At 66.5% G+C, this 17,304-nt stretch carries 15 protein-coding genes; 12 read left to right on the top strand and 3 right to left on the bottom strand.

Annotation, left to right across the window (positions count from 1 at the left end):
• Window positions 1-271: 271 nt before the first annotated feature.
• The 5 genes from VNJ48_RS18130 to VNJ48_RS18110 all read left to right on the top strand — a co-directional run bounded on the left by VNJ48_RS18130 (window position 272) and on the right by VNJ48_RS18110 (window position 5,295).
• Window positions 272-916 carry a hypothetical protein gene (locus VNJ48_RS18130; protein ID WP_325604673.1) on the top strand — a complete coding sequence of 215 codons (645 nt, stop codon included), beginning with the start codon at window positions 272-274 and terminating at the stop codon, window positions 914-916.
• The gene (locus tag VNJ48_RS18125) at window positions 913-2,646 is read left to right on the top strand and encodes a Mu transposase C-terminal domain-containing protein (RefSeq protein WP_325604671.1); all 1,734 of its coding nucleotides are present in this window, start codon (window positions 913-915) and stop codon (window positions 2,644-2,646) included. Before VNJ48_RS18130 ends, VNJ48_RS18125 begins: the two co-directional genes overlap by 4 nt.
• Before the next feature lie 128 nt (window positions 2,647-2,774).
• Entirely contained in the window at window positions 2,775-3,446 is a 672-nt protein-coding gene (locus VNJ48_RS18120; protein WP_325604669.1) for an ATP-binding protein, read from the top strand.
• Window positions 3,443-4,615, top strand: a complete 1,173-nt coding sequence (locus VNJ48_RS18115; protein WP_325604667.1) for a hypothetical protein — start codon at window positions 3,443-3,445, stop codon at window positions 4,613-4,615. The genes VNJ48_RS18120 and VNJ48_RS18115 overlap by 4 nt, the downstream gene beginning before the upstream one ends.
• Entirely contained in the window at window positions 4,612-5,295 is a 684-nt protein-coding gene (locus tag VNJ48_RS18110; RefSeq protein WP_325604665.1) for a hypothetical protein, read from the top strand. Before VNJ48_RS18115 ends, VNJ48_RS18110 begins: the two co-directional genes overlap by 4 nt.
• Window positions 5,296-5,924: 629 nt before the next feature.
• Here the strand turns inward: VNJ48_RS18110 and VNJ48_RS18105 are convergent.
• Together VNJ48_RS18105 and nrdR are read right to left on the bottom strand one after the other, a co-directional pair.
• Window positions 5,925-8,786 carry a vitamin B12-dependent ribonucleotide reductase gene (locus VNJ48_RS18105; RefSeq protein ID WP_414689966.1) on the bottom strand — a complete coding sequence of 954 codons (2,862 nt, stop codon included), beginning with the start codon at window positions 8,784-8,786 and terminating at the stop codon, window positions 5,925-5,927.
• A 78-nt stretch (window positions 8,787-8,864) separates the two neighbouring features.
• Window positions 8,865-9,371 (bottom strand): transcriptional regulator NrdR, encoded by a 507-nt coding sequence (gene nrdR / locus VNJ48_RS18100; protein ID WP_325604663.1) that lies wholly within the window; start codon window positions 9,369-9,371, stop codon window positions 8,865-8,867.
• 408 nt (window positions 9,372-9,779) lie between these two features.
• On the opposite strand from nrdR, the gene VNJ48_RS18095 reads away from it, so the two are divergent.
• The 3 genes from VNJ48_RS18095 (at window position 9,780) to VNJ48_RS18085 (ending at window position 11,805) form a co-directional block, all read left to right on the top strand.
• The gene (locus tag VNJ48_RS18095; protein ID WP_325604661.1) at window positions 9,780-10,130 is read left to right on the top strand and encodes a hypothetical protein; all 351 of its coding nucleotides are present in this window, start codon (window positions 9,780-9,782) and stop codon (window positions 10,128-10,130) included.
• 206 nt (window positions 10,131-10,336) lie between these two features.
• Window positions 10,337-10,927, top strand: a complete 591-nt coding sequence (locus VNJ48_RS18090) for a DUF6318 family protein (RefSeq protein ID WP_325604659.1) — start codon at window positions 10,337-10,339, stop codon at window positions 10,925-10,927.
• Between the two features lie 323 nt (window positions 10,928-11,250).
• A complete protein-coding gene (locus VNJ48_RS18085; RefSeq protein WP_325604657.1) occupies window positions 11,251-11,805 on the top strand; it encodes a hypothetical protein in 555 nt (184 codons plus the stop codon).
• 185 nt (window positions 11,806-11,990) lie between these two features.
• Here VNJ48_RS18085 and VNJ48_RS18080 read toward each other — a convergent pair whose 3' ends face one another.
• Window positions 11,991-12,350 carry a LysM peptidoglycan-binding domain-containing protein gene (locus VNJ48_RS18080; RefSeq protein WP_325604656.1) on the bottom strand — a complete coding sequence of 120 codons (360 nt, stop codon included), beginning with the start codon at window positions 12,348-12,350 and terminating at the stop codon, window positions 11,991-11,993.
• A 289-nt stretch (window positions 12,351-12,639) separates the two neighbouring features.
• Between VNJ48_RS18080 and lexA the strand changes: the two genes are divergently transcribed.
• The 4 genes from lexA (at window position 12,640) to VNJ48_RS18060 (ending at window position 17,301) form a co-directional block, all read left to right on the top strand.
• On the top strand, window positions 12,640-13,368 hold the full coding sequence (gene lexA / locus VNJ48_RS18075; protein WP_325604654.1) for a transcriptional repressor LexA: 729 nt from the start codon (window positions 12,640-12,642) through the stop codon (window positions 13,366-13,368).
• Window positions 13,369-13,465: 97 nt separating this feature from the next.
• Window positions 13,466-14,239, top strand: coding sequence for a phosphatase PAP2 family protein (locus VNJ48_RS18070; protein ID WP_325604652.1), 774 nt, complete (start codon window positions 13,466-13,468; stop codon window positions 14,237-14,239).
• Between the two features lie 30 nt (window positions 14,240-14,269).
• Window positions 14,270-15,985 carry an alkaline phosphatase D family protein gene (locus tag VNJ48_RS18065; RefSeq protein WP_325604650.1) on the top strand — a complete coding sequence of 572 codons (1,716 nt, stop codon included), beginning with the start codon at window positions 14,270-14,272 and terminating at the stop codon, window positions 15,983-15,985.
• 11 nt (window positions 15,986-15,996) lie between these two features.
• The gene (locus VNJ48_RS18060) at window positions 15,997-17,301 is read left to right on the top strand and encodes an alkaline phosphatase family protein (RefSeq protein ID WP_325604648.1); all 1,305 of its coding nucleotides are present in this window, start codon (window positions 15,997-15,999) and stop codon (window positions 17,299-17,301) included.
• Window positions 17,302-17,304 lie beyond the last annotated feature (3 nt).

Genomic DNA, 17,304 nt, shown 5'->3' with positions numbered 1-17,304 from the left:
CCGCCCACCCACACCGGTTCGGCAACCGCCGACCCCAGGCACCAAAACTTCCCACCGCTGCCTGGATCAACGAGCCATCACCGGAGGCCCTCATACAAACCGCTTAACGAGACGTGTTTCAGACTGCTTGACATCTTCCGGTCCGGCACATCGTTCTCGACTCCCCCTACGAGTCCACGTGGCACCCGGCCCAGGGCGAGCCGCAGCCGCTCCACTGCTCCGACATCAACCCGGTCCTCACCGACGGCAACTACGACGGCGGTGAGTTGAAATGACATCACGCCACCAGCAAGCCGCCCGGTTGCACGCGCAAAGCGCTGACAAGCGCAGCGGACGGCAGGTCGCAAGCGGAGCGTCGGGGGAAGGCAGTGTGCGCCCCGGCATGAGCAACTGGCACATCGCCGTCGGTCAACTCGTCCACCGGTGCGCCGGTGACCTCGCCGAGCACCGGGGCGAGTCCCGCAACGTCCTGGCAGGACGCATCACCGAATGGGTGAACGCCGCTGCCAAGGACACCCGTGTGTTCGGGAACCTCGCAAAGGCGCGGGCTCAAATTTCGTCCATGGCTGGCGCGTACCTCTTCACCTACGCGCCGGGTCCTGACGCCCAATACATCGGTGCCGAACTGGCCTTCGACGGCGGGCGTATCGACCTCGCGTGGTTCGTCCCCGAATTCGGCATCGTCATCGACGAGATAAAGACCACCGCCTGGGTTCGCCTCGGCGTGGACGCCACGATGCTGGAGCAGTCCCAGCGGTACCGCACCTACGGCGCGGACAAGTGGGACGACCTCTTCGCGGGTGTCCGGTTCCTGCCGTTGCTGAACCCTCACGAGGCCCGCTTCATCGACTCCACCGGGGGCATCCACCGGCTCGCCGAATCCCCGGCACAGGCCATTACGGAGGCGGCGGCATGACCACCCCTTCGGTTCACAGGGAAGCGGTCGTCGCCGCGTTGCTGTCGTACCGGGAGACCTACGGCGGGCGGGTGCCCAATTTCGTAGTTGCCCAACTCAGCCAGCGGGCCGGTGTGGGCGCACGACAACTGCGTCGCTGGTTGCAGGAAGCCGAGGCTGCAAAGGCTGCGCCGCCTGGTCCGGACGAGAAAGCGTCACGCCCTGTGAAGGGCAAACCGTTCACACTCACCGAAGACCACCTTTTCACTGTCCGTTCGACGCTGAACATGAAGGCTGCTCACGACCTGCTGTTCCCCGAGGACACGAAGGGCGGCGACGGTTGGGTGTCGTACCCGACATTCGCCCGCGCCTTCAAGAACCTGCCTCCAAGCATCCGTGACGGCATCCTTGGCGGCTGGGACGCCATGTCGAAGGGACAGGTGTACCTGTCGATGGCCGCTCCGCATCGGAACCATTCCTGGCATCTTGACCACACTGAAGCGGATGTGTGGGTGAGCCTGCCGGGCGGGAGCATCATCCGCCCTCACGTGTCCATCGTCCGTGACAACGCCACCTCCATGAGGTTGGCTGCGGTCGCCTACAAGGGTCGCCCGAACGAGGACTCCATCTGTGACCTCCTCGCGACCGCTTCGCTGCGCCGGGAGTACCTAACCGAAGACGGCCCCGTCGTTGTCGGTGGCCTACCGGTCCAGTTGGTTCTGGACAACGGCATGGAGCACTTCGCCGAAGCCGTGACCAAGGGAGCCCTCATGCTGGGGGTCGTCATCAACCCCACGAAGGCGTTCTACAAGCATCAGAACGGCCCGGCCGAATCGACGTTCAGCGGTCTCGCCAAGCAACTTCTCAAGGGATTGCCCGGCTACACCAAGGGCGGCAACGGCGACGACGGGAACCCGCTTGTCGCAGCCCGCTACGCCGACCAAGTTGACCCGGAGGACGTGCTCTCGTTCGAGTCCTTCCAGAACCACCTCAGCAAGTGGCTCGTCGACCAAAACACCAAGACCAAGGTGCATCGGCTGGGAAACCAGACGCCGCTAGTCGCGTGGTCCATAGACCCGACCGTCATCCGCGAGACTCCCGAGGAGACGGTGCGAGCGATGATGCTTCGCTCGAAGAATGATCGGACCGTCAACGCCGAAGGGATCCGTTTCCGTGGCGTCGACTACATCGCCCCCGAACTTGGCTACTACCGCGAGCGTGGCCTGAAACTTCGTATCGGGTACCTAACCCGCGAGACGCGGTTCATCGAGGTCTTCGATGGCGACTCGTGGGTGTGCCGGGCCATCGACCGGAACCTCCTGACCGAGAGCCAGCGTCGCGCCATCCTCCAGGGCCGTGAACGCGACCTCGACCTGCTCAAGCGGATCAACGCGTCAGCGAACCAAGAGCGCATTCACCGCGCTCTCACCGACGACACCGCTGCCTACGACGACGTCGACGAACTCGACCCGATCGTGGTTGCTGCAGTCGACGAGGCCATCGACAACGTCACCGACATCACCCGCGCCCGCGACAAGACGACGGAGGCGAAAGCGGACGCGCCATCACCGACGACGGCTGCCACATCGACCGACTTGGAGCGGGTTGACCCCACGACACCCAAGCGCAGTCGGCGTCAGCAAGCGCCCTCACGGACCACCGCACAACGGAAACGCCAAGAGGCGAAGACCGACAAGATTCGGGAGCGCATCGCCAAGCGTCCCGGCGCGAACTTCGGAGAAGACGAATGACCAACCAAACGCCCCAGCAGCGTGCCAAGAACAACCGGCCCGACCTAACCAACCTGGTGTTGCCGCCGCGTCTGGAACTTGACCACCCGCTCGTCAAGACGCCCAGTTTTCGCAACGCACAGTCGGCCATGACCAGCATTCTCAAGCGCAACCGCATCGGTCTCATCGACGGTCCGCCCGGCACCGGCAAGACCACCTTTGCGCAGTGGGCGGCCGAACGGTGCGGACGTCCGAGCGCAGTCGCGGCGATGCCGGAGAACCCGGCACCGAACGACTTCCTACGCGTCAGCATCGTTGCCGTCACTGGACAGAACCCGGACGGTCACAACAAGACCGAGATGGAGGCCGAACTCGTTGCCGCCCTCGCCGACTGGAAGGGCTTGCTCATCCTGGACGAGATTCAGAACGTCGGGCTCCGTGGGCTCACCGAAGCGCGCTACATCCACGACACCACTCGCCCTCAGTTTCCGTTGCTTCTCGTCGGGTGGGGAGCCAGCAAGACGGTCCGCGAGAACCAGCCGCTGAGCGAACGCATCCGGCAGAGGAGGTTCTTCAAGCCGCTCAAGGGCGCTGACCTCTTCACCACCGTTCGCGCCATCGACGAGCGCTTCATCGGAGTCCCCGACGACGTCATCCGCTACGCCGACGACCGGTACGCACAGGGCCTCCTGCGGCGCTGGGTTGCGCTCATCGAAACCCTGCAGGACTGGGAAGTCGAGCACGCCAACGAGGACGACCTCACCGAGGCCATCACGTCCATCACCGAAGACGAGGACGAGGACGAGGACGACGCAGCATGACCACGATGTGTTACTACGAGGCACCCCGGGGGTTCCAACTTGACGGTTTTGTTGATCCCATCGATCTACCCACCGCCATCAGGGTCATCGCACCCCCCAACGCCAAGTCCGTTCACGCGCTGGCCGGGGCCATCTGTCGTGCCCTCGGAGCCGTTCTCGACACCTACACCAAACGCAACGGGGAAACCCTCATGCTCAGCAGCGCCGCAGCATGGTCTCTCGCCACCGGGATCACCGACCTCTACATCGCAGCCGCCGAGGACCTCACCCGCCCTGCCATCTTCGACTGCATCGACTTTGCCGGGCGCATTTGCGCGCACCTGCACCTCGTGTTCTCGTTCGGGCAAGTTCACGTGCATGCAGCAACCATGAACGAGGCCGGATTCCAGAGCAGGCCCTTCGAGGACCTCCCAACCAGTCTCAGGAATCCGGTTCCCCTCTCGGTCGTACCAACGGCCAACACCGACGCCTACGAAGGCATTGAACTGCCAGACGATCACTGGACCACGTTCCGTCCCGCCTACCGCGCATCGCTGCCACCGCACATCGTTGACCTTTGCGACCGCATCTATCTCGATGCGTACACGACAACTCGGAACAGCAAGGCACATACCACCGAGGAAATCTCAACCCTCGCAGGCAGCATCTGGCAACGGCTCGGCATCCACGAGATCGAACGCACCGTCTCCGCCCGCGCCATGCAGGCCGGACTGTTCCGCAACGGGCTGCTTGTTCGCCTCGACATGCACCACTTCACCCGCCATGTTCAACTCAACTACGTCAACCTGATGACAGGTGCCCACTACCGCCAACTACGCGGATTCGTGAACCCCTGGCGAGCCGCCGCAACGGTCCTCCACGCACAACACGTCACCACCGAAGACACCCTGGCCCTCCGCGCCCTCGACGTGACCGCCGAGGGAGACATCCCCACCCTCAGCCTCAACATCCCCGCAGAAGCCAAAGTGCTCCTCGCAGCACAACGCTGGCACCAACTCCTCGCCAAGGACGCGAACCCGCCCCTGTTCAACGGCAACGCACATGCCACCCGCCAAGGAATCCGCGCAGTCGTCCACCAACTAAACCTGCCGCTCGTTCCCTACTGGCGCACCCAAAAAGACGACAAAGGACGCGGCAACATCGGCATCAAAGTAGAGGGCATCGCATGAAAATCCCCATCGACCGAGACCTCATCACGGACCAGATGAACACGCTCGGCCTGTCCGAACGCGCCATCATCAGCCGCACGGGCATTCCGCAAGCGTCCTTCCGGACAGCACGACAAGAGGGACTGCTCGAAAGTTCGCTGTCGCTGCGGCACGTCCACGCACTTGCAGAGGTACTAGGTCTGACCCCATCCGAACTACTAACCGTCGGCCACGAACCGGTAAAAACACCTCAGCCATCTGCGCTGGAAGACGCCGCACACCTCATCCCCGTCTTGTACGAGGTCGCCAAGACCGTCGCCGTAGACCACGTCGCTCGCTCCTGCAACTGGGAACGAGCGCGGCTACAAGCAGCCCTTGACGCAGTCCCGACGGCGCTTGCTGGGACTGGTCTGCGGCTCCACCACTCCAACGGGTCCATCAGAATCTTGCCCGCTGCGCCTACCGACACAAGACTCAAGAATGCACTCCGACGCGTCCGCACCTTGGGCTCCAGCCTCAACACCACCGAAGCGTCAATTCTCACCCGCATCATCAGCGGGGACAACGTTCTCGACCGCTCCCCCAGCAACCCCACCCGCGTCGCCGTCGGCGCACTGAAGAACATGGGCTGCATAGCCCTGAACGACGACGCCGTCTTCGAACCAACCGCAGATCTGCGACTCGCGCTTCCCGACCTGTAAGTGCGGCCCCGCGCCGCCCGCCCCGCACTGGTCACGACAACTCGAACTGGCTCACTAGAACTTCGGACCGCTTGACCTTCGCAGGGGTCAACCGCAGTCGTCACAAACTCCGGTCAGAGGCAATCCCATGCCGCACGACGGGCACGGACCCCCATGCACGACCTCACGGCGCGCTGCGGACCTGCCACCCCCTACAGAGGTGGCGCATGTCTGGCACGGCGGCAGTTCCCGCATCTGTTGCTCACTCGCCCGATACGGCGCAGGCCCCAACAAGCCGCCAGACGCATCGCGATGCCAGTGCATGCAGTCGTCGTGATGGCGACTCTTGGGTAGGTCTCCATTCGGAACACCCGTCAACCGGTTCACCGGGTCCTTCACCCAAACGAGCCCAGGTGCATCAACGGTCGGCTTGTCGTCCACCGCGCCACCCTAAGCCGCCGACTTTCTGGACTCCCCCCAATCGGTTCACCCGACGCAAAGGGCCGGTCACCCGTATTGGGTGACCGGCCCTTCACGCATCTCAGGACTGCGACGCTGGTGACATTTTGCTGAGAATCACTGGTGACAAAATGCTGAGAACGCGGTGGCGAAATGCTGAGAACGCGGTGGCGAAATACTGAGATTCGACATCAGCTGCAGCCCGACGTACTCCCGCAACCCTCACAGACGTAGCAGGACCCAGCAGGCCGCATTTTTGTTCCACACGTCATGCAGAGCGGCGAGTCGACAGCAGTCCCGGTGAGCTTCTCGAACAGCTCGGCAGAGGTGTGGACCCCAGCCGGAGCAGGGGCGACGTCGGCAGAGGTGGCGGGAGCAGCGGGAGCGGCCGGAGCCACGTCCTCGACCACGATGTCCTCGGCGGACACGAGCTCGGAGGCATTGCCGGTCTCCTCCATCGACAGCTCGTACGAGCCCGTCTCGAGCTGACGCTGACGCTCCTCGGCGGAGTAGATGCCGAGGCCGGCACGGTCCTCGAAGGACATGTAGTCCAAGGCCAGGCGGCGCCAGACGTAGTCCATCAGCGACTGCGCCATCCGGACGTCCGGGTCGTCGGTCAGACCGGCGGGCTCGAAGCGCAGGTTGGTGAACTTCGAGACGTAGGTCTCGAGCGGGACGCCGTACTGCAGACCGATCGACACCGCGATCGAGAAGGCGTCCATGACACCGGCGAGGGTCGAGCCCTGCTTGCCGAGCTTGAGGAACACCTCGCCCAGCTCGCCGTCGTCGTGGGCACCTGAGGTCATGTAGCCCTCGGCGCCGCCGACCGTGAAGGACGTCGTCCGGGCGATGCGCGACTTCGGCAGGCGCTTGCGCTTCGGGGCGTAGACGACCTTCTCGACGACCTTGGTCTCGGCGACGTCGTCGCCCTCGACGTGCTGGCCCTGGTCGCGCTTGGCCTTGTCGGACTTGCCGTCGGAGAGGGGCTGACCGACCTTGCAGTTGTCGCGGTAGATCGCGGTTGCCTTGAGCCCGAGCTTCCAGGACTGCATGTAGACGTCCTCGATCTCCTCGACCGTGGCGGTCTCGGGGAGGTTGACCGTCTTGGAGATCGCGCCGGACAGGAACGGCTGGCAGGCCGCCATCATCCGCACGTGGCCCATCGCCTTGAGCGAGCGCACGCCCATCGCGGTGTCGAAGATCTCGTAGTGCTCCTGCTTGAGACCGGGAGCGTCGATGACGTGACCGTTCTCGCCGATGAAGGCGACGATCGCCTCGACCTGCTCGGGCTGGTAGCCCATCTTCTCCAGCGCCCGCGGGATCGTCTGGTTGACGATCTGCATGGAGCCGCCGCCGACGAGCTTCTTGAACTTCACCAGCGAGAAGTCGGGCTCGATGCCGGTGGTGTCGCAGTCCATCATGAAGCCGATGGTGCCGGTCGGCGCGAGCACGGAGGCCTGCGCGTTGCGGAAGCCGTTCGTCTCCCCCGTCGCGATGACGTCGGCCCACGCAGCGGTGGCCAGCTTGTGCACGCGGCTGTCCTCGGTGTGCAGCACGCGCACCACGTCGTTGGCGGCCTGGTGCTTGCGCATGACCCGCTTGTGGGCCTCCGCGTTGCGCTGGTATCCGGCATACGGTCCGACGATCGCGGCGAGCTCGGCCGAGCGCTTGTACGACACCCCGGTCATCAGCGACGTCAGCGAGGCGGCCATCGAGCGGCCACCGTCGGAGTCGTAGCCCAGGCCCATCGCCATCAGCAGCGCGCCGAGGTTGGCGTAGCCGATGCCGAGCTGGCGGTAGTCGCGGGTCGTCTTGGCGATCGGCTCGGTCGGGAAGTCGGCGAAGCAGATCGAGATGTCCATCGCGGTGATGATGAACTCGACGGCCTTGGCGAAGAGCGCCGCGTCGAAGGTGTCGTCGTCCTTGAGGAACTTCAGCAGGTTGAGCGACGCCAGGTTGCACGACGAGTTGTCGAGCGACATGTATTCCGAGCACGGGTTGGACGCGGTGATCCGGCCCGTCTCCGGGTTGGTGTGCCAGTCGTTGATCGTGTCGTCGTACTGCAGACCCGGGTCGGCGCAGGCCCAGGCGGCCTCGCTGATCTTGGTGAAGAGCTCGCGGGCATCGACGGTCTCGATGACCTCGCCGGTCTCGCGGGCACGCAGGCCGAAGGACGTGCCGTCCTCGACCGCGCGCATGAACTCGTCGCTGACGCGGACCGAGTTGTTGGCGTTCTGGTATTGCACGGACGTGATGTCCTTGCCGCCGAGGTCCATGTCGAAGCCGGCGTCGCGCAGGGCGCGGATCTTGTTCTCTTCGTTCTTCTTGGTCTCGACGAACTCCTCGATGTCGGGGTGGTCGACGTCGAGGACGACCATCTTGGCCGCCCGACGCGTCGCGCCGCCCGACTTGATGGTGCCCGCGGAGGCGTCGGCGCCGCGCATGAATGAGACCGGGCCACTCGCCGTACCGCCACTCGAGAGCAGCTCCTTCGACGATCGGATGCGCGAGAGGTTGAGGCCGGCACCCGAGCCGCCCTTGAAGATGAAGCCCTCTTCCTTGTACCAGTTCAGGATCGAGTCCATCGAGTCGTCGACGGAGAGGATGAAGCACGCGGAGACCTGCTGCGGGGAAGGCGTGCCGACGTTGAACCAGACAGGAGAGTTGAAGGAGAAGTACTGGTTGACCAGCAGCCAGGTGAGCTCGTGCTCGAAGACCTCGCCGTCAGCGGCGGTCTTGAAGTAGCCGTGCTCGATGCCGGCCTTCGTGTAGGTCTTCACGACCCGGTCGATGAGCTGCTTGAGGCTCCACTCGCGCACCTCGGTGCCGACGGCGCCACGGAAGTACTTCGTGGTGACGATCGTCGAGGCGTTGACCGACCAGAAGTCGGGGAACTCGACACCACGCTGCTCGAAGACGGCCTCGCCGGTCTTCCAGTTGGTCTGCACGACGTCGCGACGCTCCCAGTTGATGGCGTCGTAGGGGTGCGTGCCCTCCGTGCTGAAGACGCGCTCCAGCGTGAGGCCGGTGCCTGCGACATGCGTCTCGGTCATGAATTCTCCTGTTGCTGCTTGTTGGGTTTGGTGTGCCCGGCACGCGGCTTCCCCACCACGTGCCGGGCAGTTCTTGGGTCAGCCAGTGGTGGCTGGTATGCCGACGGGCTCGCCGTCGGCGGCATCGGACTGCTCGAGGCGGCGCTCGGCGCGCAGCATCTCGATCTCGTTCTCGAAGTCCTCGGCCGAGTCGAAGGCGCGGTAGACGCTGGCGAACCGGAGGTAGGCGACCTCGTCGAGCACGCGGAGCGGGCTCAGGATGGCGAGGCCGACCTCGTTGGCGTTGACCTCGGCCTGGCCGGAGACGCGAAGCGCGTCCTCGACCGCCTGGCCCAGGCAGGCCAGCTGGTCCTCGGTGACCGGGCGGCCCTTGCAGGCTTTCCGGACGCCGGCGATGGCCTTGTCGCGGGTGAAGGGCTCGCTCGCGCCGCTGCGCTTGAGGACGGTCAGCTGCATGAGCTCGACCGTGGTGACCCTCTTGTCGCAGGTGGTGCAGACGCGGCGGCGACGGATCGATGCGCCGTCGTCAGCCACACGGGAGTCGAGGACCCGGGTGTCGGTGCTACGGCAGTAGGGGCAGTGCATCGCGGGCCTCCTCTCGGGTGGCTTCAAAGGTTTTCGGGAGCGCTCGGGGCGCTTCGGGGCGCTTCGGGGCGCGACGGGGCGCTTCGGGGCGCTTCGGGGCGCGACGAAAACACCCGCCACGGGTGTCAACGCATGTGGATCAGTGGATGTTTCCTGTGGAGAACTCGGCCGACGTTGTGCAATCGGGGGCCGGTGTCTGTGAACTAGATGTGGAGAACCACACCGGTGTAACTACTAGATGTAGTGGTAAACCTACGTCGGGTCCGAGGGGTTGGCAAGTGGGTGGACCGGCAAGTTTCGCCAGCCCGGGGTCTGAGCGCCAAAGCCGCAGGTCAGTGACCCAGACAACACGTCCTGACTGTTCTGGACCGCGGCGTGTCGCGCGGATCCATCAGCCACAATGGCCGCGTGGTGACCGGGAAACGAGCAGGATCACGACGGGGCGCCAAGGCGAGGCCGTCGCTGAGCCGACCGGCGATGGTCCTGTCCCTCCTCATCACCGCCTGCGTGATCGCCTGGGGTTACCTCGTCTACCTGGCGATCGACTTCGGCACCGCCGCCCGCTCGGGTGAGCCCGGAGGCTGGGGCCTGCTCGCGCTGAGCTCGTTGGGGGCGGTGGCGTGCCTCTTCGCGGGCCTGCTCTTCGTCTCGCGGCTGCTCCGGGAGATCGGGATCACCAAACCCGACGACACGGACGCTCCCCCGTCTTCACCGCCCGCGGCGCCTCGGACGCCGGGTGGGCGGCGCGCGGCCCGCTGAGGTCCCTGCCTGTCGGACGGACCCAACTCTGTGCCCGGCCCTCCGCTGCTGAGCGTGAGCGTCCGGTTGTGGTGCGCGTTTGGTCCGTTCGACGCCTCGTAAAACTTTTCCACAGTTCGAAATCGGGACTCGTCTCGGCGCCAACTCTCCCCTAGCGTGTTTCCCGTCCTACCTCGGTCGGACTCTCTCGGGGAAGAAGGCTCTGTATGTCGCACACGTTCGTACGCCGTTTTGCCATCGCGGCGCTCTCACTTCCGTTGCTCCTCGCCGGCTGTGCCGACGACGAACCGGTGCCGAAGATCCCGAAGCCCACTGCGGCGCCGACTTCGGTGGCTTCGACGTCCGCTGCGCCGGCTGAACCCGTTGAGCCCACGTTGCCGCCTGAGGCGGAGGGGAAAGGGATCAAGGCGGCCGAGGCGTTCGTGCGGCACTACTACGCGATGGTCGACCATGCTCGACGGACAGGGGACACAGGAGCATTGCGCGAGACGACGCTCCCTACCTGTGCAGCATGCGAGGGCGTCGCTGACCTCATCGACCGTGTCCGCAAGAACAACGGGTCGATCAGCGGCGGCGACCAGACCGTTCTGGGGATTGAACTTGGCAAGCTGGGCGGCGTCCCTGGGGTAGCGACCTATCGAGGGAATGCCACGGTCGAAAGCACCAAACAAGCGATCCAGGGGTCCGGCGACCCCTCACTGGACGGGACCTTCCCGCCGGGGACTCTGAAGCTCAGCGTCCTCGTGGTCAAGGGCGAGCAAGGATGGAGGTTCGCGGAATGGTCCGTCATGTCCTAGCAGTGATCTTGAGCATCGCTATCTTGGTTGGCACGGCGCACAGCGCAAATGCCGACGAGTCCGACTCTCCGGCCCCATCACCCAGCGAGAGCACATCCAGCAGTGCCGAGACAGCACCGAACGGACTGTTGGTCGGCGGCGAGGCGTCCGGCGTGGGTCAACTCGACTCGACCGACTCGGGCTCCACCCAGGCCGTGGCGTCGACTTCTGAGCCAGCTGGCAAATGGGTCAAGAGCAGTAACCCGTGCGAGACCGTCGGCGCTTCGGGTTGCGTCGAGGCATACACCTGTCCAGACGGATCAGCCCCCACGGTCTGGATGTTCATGACGGAGTTCGGGCCGGCCGGCTCGTACTCGCAATGCCCCGAGGATCCCCAACCAACAGCCGCCACGCCGACTGTCAACATCCCCGCCGAAGTCCTGGCGGCCTTCCAGAAGGTCGGCCTCCCGGACTCGAGCATCACCGTCCAACCGCCAGGCGGCGAGACACTGGTGAACTTCAAGACCATCCTCTCCACCCAGGCAGAGCGTCACCAGATCCAGGTCCGCCTCGAGAAGGTCGACCTGGACGTCGTCCTGGAGGTCTGGCCGAGCACGTTCGTCTGGCACCACGGCGACGGGACCACTCAGGAGTCCACGACCCCGGGCACGCCATGGACCGAGGGCGCCGACGTGGACGGCACCGGTTTCATCACCCACATCTACACCAGGAAGTTGAAGGCGGCGCCCGTCAGCGTCGACACGACGTGGTCGGCGCAGTTCAAGGTCGCCGGCGCCACAGCGTGGCGGCCAGTGGACGGCACGGTGTCCATCACCGGACTGCCGGTGACGCTGGACGTACGCGAAGCAAGCCCCGAGCTCGTCACCGACCCGAACTGAGACAGCGGTACTCCGCTGCCACCAGGTGGCAGCAAACGACCGCTATCTGTGGCGGAGGCGGCCCGAACGGCAGGGGGGGCGCAAGAAGCCGAAATGCAGCGAGGGGCGGGCCACCGAAGTGACCCGCCCCTCGTCTTCCCCAAACCGCCAGCCGGGGTCGAGTCGACTGGCGGAGGCTTGTGCGGTCAGTCGTCGCTGACCGGGACGCGGATCTTCTGACCCGCGGAGAGCGCGACGGACTCGAGGGCGTTGAGCCGCTCGATCTCGGCCATGGTGGAGCGGACGTCGCCGTCGGTGTTGATCTCAGCGGCGATCCCCCACAGGGTGTCGCCGGTGCCGACCATCACGATCTCGGTCGGCTCGGCCTGGCCGGGCGACTCGGAGCCGACGGCCACAGCGCCCAGGAAGAACGCGGAGAGCAGGAGCAGGGCCAGCGCCGCCAGGAAGACGACGAGGCGACCCCGGCGCGTGAGGCGCACGCTCGTGCGCGGCAGACGGATCGAGCTCGGGGCGGTGAACGCGGGGGAAATGCTGAGGGTGCTCATGTTGGCCTCCTGGGGAAGATCAGCCGGTCGTGGTGTCGATCTCTGTCTAGACGGAGCCACCGACAATGAGCGGCGGGTCGAAGAGACGTTCGATCGAACGTGTGTACGACGGTAGAGCATGTGTTCGAACGATGCAAGAACCGAGACGAACAATTGTTCGAGCGAGTTTCGAGGCGACGAGCGCCCAACGAGAGAGGGGTCGGAGGCCCGACACGCCTTCGAACAAATGTTTGAACAACCGCGTCGGTATCGCTACGTTGAGTCCAGTCGATCAGCAGGAGGCGCCGCCATGGCGAAGAAGCAAGCACCAGACGCCAAGGTCCTGGCGATGCCCGACGGGCCGCCGGACGCCACAGGCCTCACCCCGCGCCAGCAGCGCGTGCTGGCCACCATCAAGGACTCCATCGAGAACCGCGGCTATCCGCCGAGCATGCGCGAGATCGGCACCGCGGTCGGGCTCACCAGTTCCTCCAGCGTCGCCCACCAGCTCAAGACGCTCGAGGAGAAGGGCTTCCTCAAGCGCGATCCCAACCGCCCGCGCGCACTCGAGGTCTTCCTGCCCGAGGTGATGGCGGCTCGCCGCTCCATGTCGAGCGCCGAGGAGACCTCATACGACGAGACCGACATCGGCAACACCGCTCCCCCGGCGACCTACGTCCCGATGGTCGGCCGCATCGCCGCCGGTGGGCCGATCCTGGCCGAGGAGCGGATCGAAGAGGTCTTCCCGCTGCCCAAGTCGCTCGTCGGCGAGGGCACCCTGTTCATGCTCGAGGTCTCGGGCGACTCGATGATCGATGCCGCGATCTGCAACGGCGACTACGTCGTGATCCGCCAGGAGCAGACCGCCAGCAACGGCGACATCGTCGCGGCCCTGATCGACGGCGAGGCCACGGTCAAGACCTTCCAGCGCAAGGACGGCCACGTGTGGCTGCTCCCGCACAACGACGCCTACGACCCGATCGACGGCACCCACGCCACGATCCTCGGCAAGGTCACCGCGGTCCTGCGCCGCATGTGACTCCTCAGGGTCTCCCCTGAGACGGCCTCAGCCGTCTCAGGGGAGCGCCGCTCAATTCCCTGATGCGACGGGAGCAGAGAGCCGCTGGAATGGACCGGTGACCACACTCCTGCCTGCGCCGGCCTTCTCGACCGACACCCCGGCAGGGAGACAAGGACTCAGCGGGTGGCGGGAGCTCGGCAACCTGGCACTGTTGTATGCGGCGTACGCCGTGTCCCGCGTCTTCGCGGACGACTCGATGGCCCCCGCTCGCGAACGAGCGTTCCACATCCTCATCCTCGAGGACACCATGCTGCTGGACGTCGAGCGAGCCATTGTCGAATGGTTCGTCGACCACGATGCCGCCGGCCTGCTGGCGGCCTACTACTACGCGAGCGCCCACTACGTCGTCACCGCGGTCGTGCTGATGGCGCTCTTCCTCGGTCGCAAGGGCGCCTACCCGCGCGCCCGGCAGACCCTCGTGGCCAGCACCCTGGTGGCCCTGGTCGGCTACCTGCTGATGCCGACCGCACCCCCGAGGCTCGTGGGGTTCCCCGACCTGATGGCACTGCACGCTGCCCGGGGCTGGTGGGGCGAAGCGGCCTCGGCTCCACAGGGGATGGGCTGGATGACCAACCAGCTGGCCGCGTTCCCGAGCATGCACGCCGGCTGGGCCCTCTGGGTGGCCCTCGCCGTCACGGCCGCCACCGCCAGCCGGGTGCTGCGCGCGGCGGGCTGGGCGCACGCAGTCATCACGGTCGTCGTGGTCGTCGGCACGGGCAACCACTGGCTGCTCGACGTCGTCGCCGGCTGGGCGGTCGTGTTCGTGGTCTGGCGGCTGCTGGCGCGAACAACGGGTGAACAGAGGGAAATTTCACCGACGCGAGCGTGATCTTGCGGGCGGAGCGTCGTTGACTGGAGCATGACCACTCTCCACCGACGTACCGTCCTCGCCACCAGCGTCGCCGGCGCAGGTCTCGCGGCCACCAGCACCACCACCCTCCACGCGGCGGCCGCCCCGCCCTCGAGCATGTTCCAGCACGGCGTCGCCTCCGGTGACCCGATGGCGCGTCGAGTCGTGCTGTGGACCCGGGTCACCCCGGTCCCGGCGGCGACCCCGGGCTCGGGTGTCGGCGCCGACACCAACGTGCGCTGGGAGGTGTCGCGCGACGAACGCTTCCGCAAGGTCGTACGCTCGGGCAGCGTCGTCACCACCGCAGCACGCGACCACACGGTGAAGATCGACGCGACCGGGCTGGCGCCCCAGACGTGGTACTTCTACCGGTTCACTGTCGGGTCGGCGACCAGCCCTGTCGGGCGTACGCGCACCGCCCCCGACGAGGCCTCGAGCCCCGAGCACCTGCGGCTGGGCGTCGTGAGCTGTGCCAACCTCCAAGCCGGCTGGTTCAGCGCCTACCGCCACCTCGCCGCCCGCGACGACCTGCACGCGATCCTCCACCTCGGCGACTACATCTACGAATATGCGCCGGGCGAGTACGGCTACGGCCGCTCCAACGTCGACATCCGCCCGCACGACCCGGCCAAGGAGATGGTCGAGCTGGCCGACTACCGGCGCCGCCACGCGCAGTACAAGCTGGATCCTGACCTGCAGGCCCTGCACGCCCGCTACCCGTTCATCGTCACCTGGGACGACCACGAGTCCACCAACGACGCCTGGCGCGACGGCGCGGAGAACCACCAACCCGACGAGGGCGACTGGCACGTCCGCCGGGACAGGTCGCACCGTGCGTACGACGAGTGGATGCCCGTCCGGATGAGCGACACCGCCGACCTGGGGGACGGGACGAAGCTCTTCCGACGGCTCACCTTCGGCACCCTCGCCGAGATCAGCATGCTCGACCTGCGCACCTACCGCGACCAGCAGGTCCACACCACGGTTCCCTCCCCCGTGCCGAGCCCCGACGCCGAGGTCGACGACCCGGAGCGCACCATCACCGGCCGCGAGCAACTCGACTGGCTCAAGGACAGCCTCACCGCGCCCGCCCAGTGGAAGCTGGTCGGCAACCCGGTGATGATCGCGCCGGTCACCTTCGCCCAGGTGCCGAAGGACCTCGTCGGTCCCGTCAACGACGTGACCGGGATCCTGCCGCGCGACGGGGCGCCCTACAACGTGGACCAGTGGGACGGCTACACCGACGACCGCCGCGAGGTCTTCGCCCACATCCGTGACCGCGGCCTGCGCGACGTCGTCTTCCTGACCGGCGACATCCACTCGGGATGGGCCTGCGACCTGCCGTACGACGCTGCGACCTATCCCGTCGGCGACTCCGCGGGAGTGGAGTTCGTCTGCACGTCGGTGACCTCCAACAACTTGGACGACATCACGGGTACGCCGCCGCGCACCTCGAGCCTCGCGGTCGAGGCCGCGATCCAGAGCAACAACCGGCACGTGCGCTACCTCAACTTCGACGACCACGGCTACTCGGTCTTCGACCTGACGCCCGCCCGCGCGCAGATGGACTACTACGCCATCGGCGACCGGGCCGATCGCACCGCACCCTCCACCCTGATCGCGTCGTGGGCGACCCGGTCCGGCACCAACAAGGTCGAGCCCGTCGCCCAGCCGATCCCCCAGCCGATCCCCCAGCCGACCACCGTGCCGGGCCCCGGCGCGTGAGGAGAAACGCCATGAACACGAGCTCACCCTTCGCCCGCGGCCTCGACGACATCCGCACCGGCAGGCGCTCCCTGCTCAAGCTCGTCGGCGCCGGCGGGGCGACCATCGCCCTGTCCACCGCGACCGGCGCCGTCCCTGCTTGGGCCGGGCGGTCGAACCGACGGGCCTACGTGCTCGTCCTGGACGGCTGTCGTCCCGATGAGGTCACCGCGCCCTTGATGCCGCGGGCAGCGGCGCTGCGCGACGGCGGACTCAACCACCCGTTCGCCTCCTCGATGCCCATCATGGAGACGATCCCCAACCACGTGATGATGATGACCGGCGTCCGCCCGGACCGCGGCGGCGTCCCGGCGAACTCGATCTACGACCGCGCCGAGGGCGTCATCCGGGACATGGACCGCCCGACCGACATCACCATCGGCACCGTCATCGAGCGGCTGAACGCGGCCGGCCACACCACCGGCACGGTGCTCAGCAAGGAATACCTGTACGGCGTGTTCGGCGACCGGGCCACGCACCGCTGGGAGCCCGCGCCGATCGTGCCTGTCTCCGGGCACGCCCCGGACCAGTTCACGATGGACGCGGCGTTGGCGATGCTCGAGGAACACGACCCGTCGATGATGTTCGTCAACCTCGGTGACATCGACCGGGTGGGACACTCCGACCTCACCGGCCCGCTGTCGCTCCGGCTCGCGCGCCAGACGGCCCTGGCTGCGACGGACCTCCAGGTGGGCCGCTTCGTGGACGCACTCAAGGCGAGCGGGCGGTGGAAGGACTCGATCGTCATCGTGCTCGCCGACCACTCCATGGACTGGTCGCGGCCGGACTCGACCGTGCGGCTGCAGCCCGTGATGGATGCGGATCCGCTGCTCGCCGGCAACGTCGTCATCGCGGACAACGGTGGAGCCGACCTCCTCTACTGGACCGGCGACCCGACCGCTCGCGACGCGGCGGTCGCGCGGATGATCGCGCTCGCGGTGGCCACACCGGGAGTGTTGGAGACACTGGATCCGCGGGTCGACACCACCCTGCGGACCGGGCCGGTCAGCGGCGACGTCGTGGCCTTCTGCAAGGCGGGCTGGCGGTTCACCGACCCCGACGTCTACTCCAACCCGATCCCGGGCAACCACGGGCACCCGGCCACGCGGCCCATCCCGTTCTTCATCGGCGGCGGCCACCCGGTCGTCCCCCGCGGCGCCTCGGCCTCGGCGGAGGCCCGGACGCTGGACGTGGCGCCCACGCTCGCGACCTTCTTCGGCGTCGGGACACCGAAGGGTGGGTACGACGGCACCTCGCGACTGCCGCGCCTGCGCTGAGCC

Source organism: Nocardioides sp. (assembly GCF_035576065.1).
Classification (GTDB): domain Bacteria; phylum Actinomycetota; class Actinomycetes; order Propionibacteriales; family Nocardioidaceae; genus Nocardioides.
Note: the sequence above shows the minus strand (reverse complement) of the source record. Positions and strands in the feature narration are given on the sequence as shown.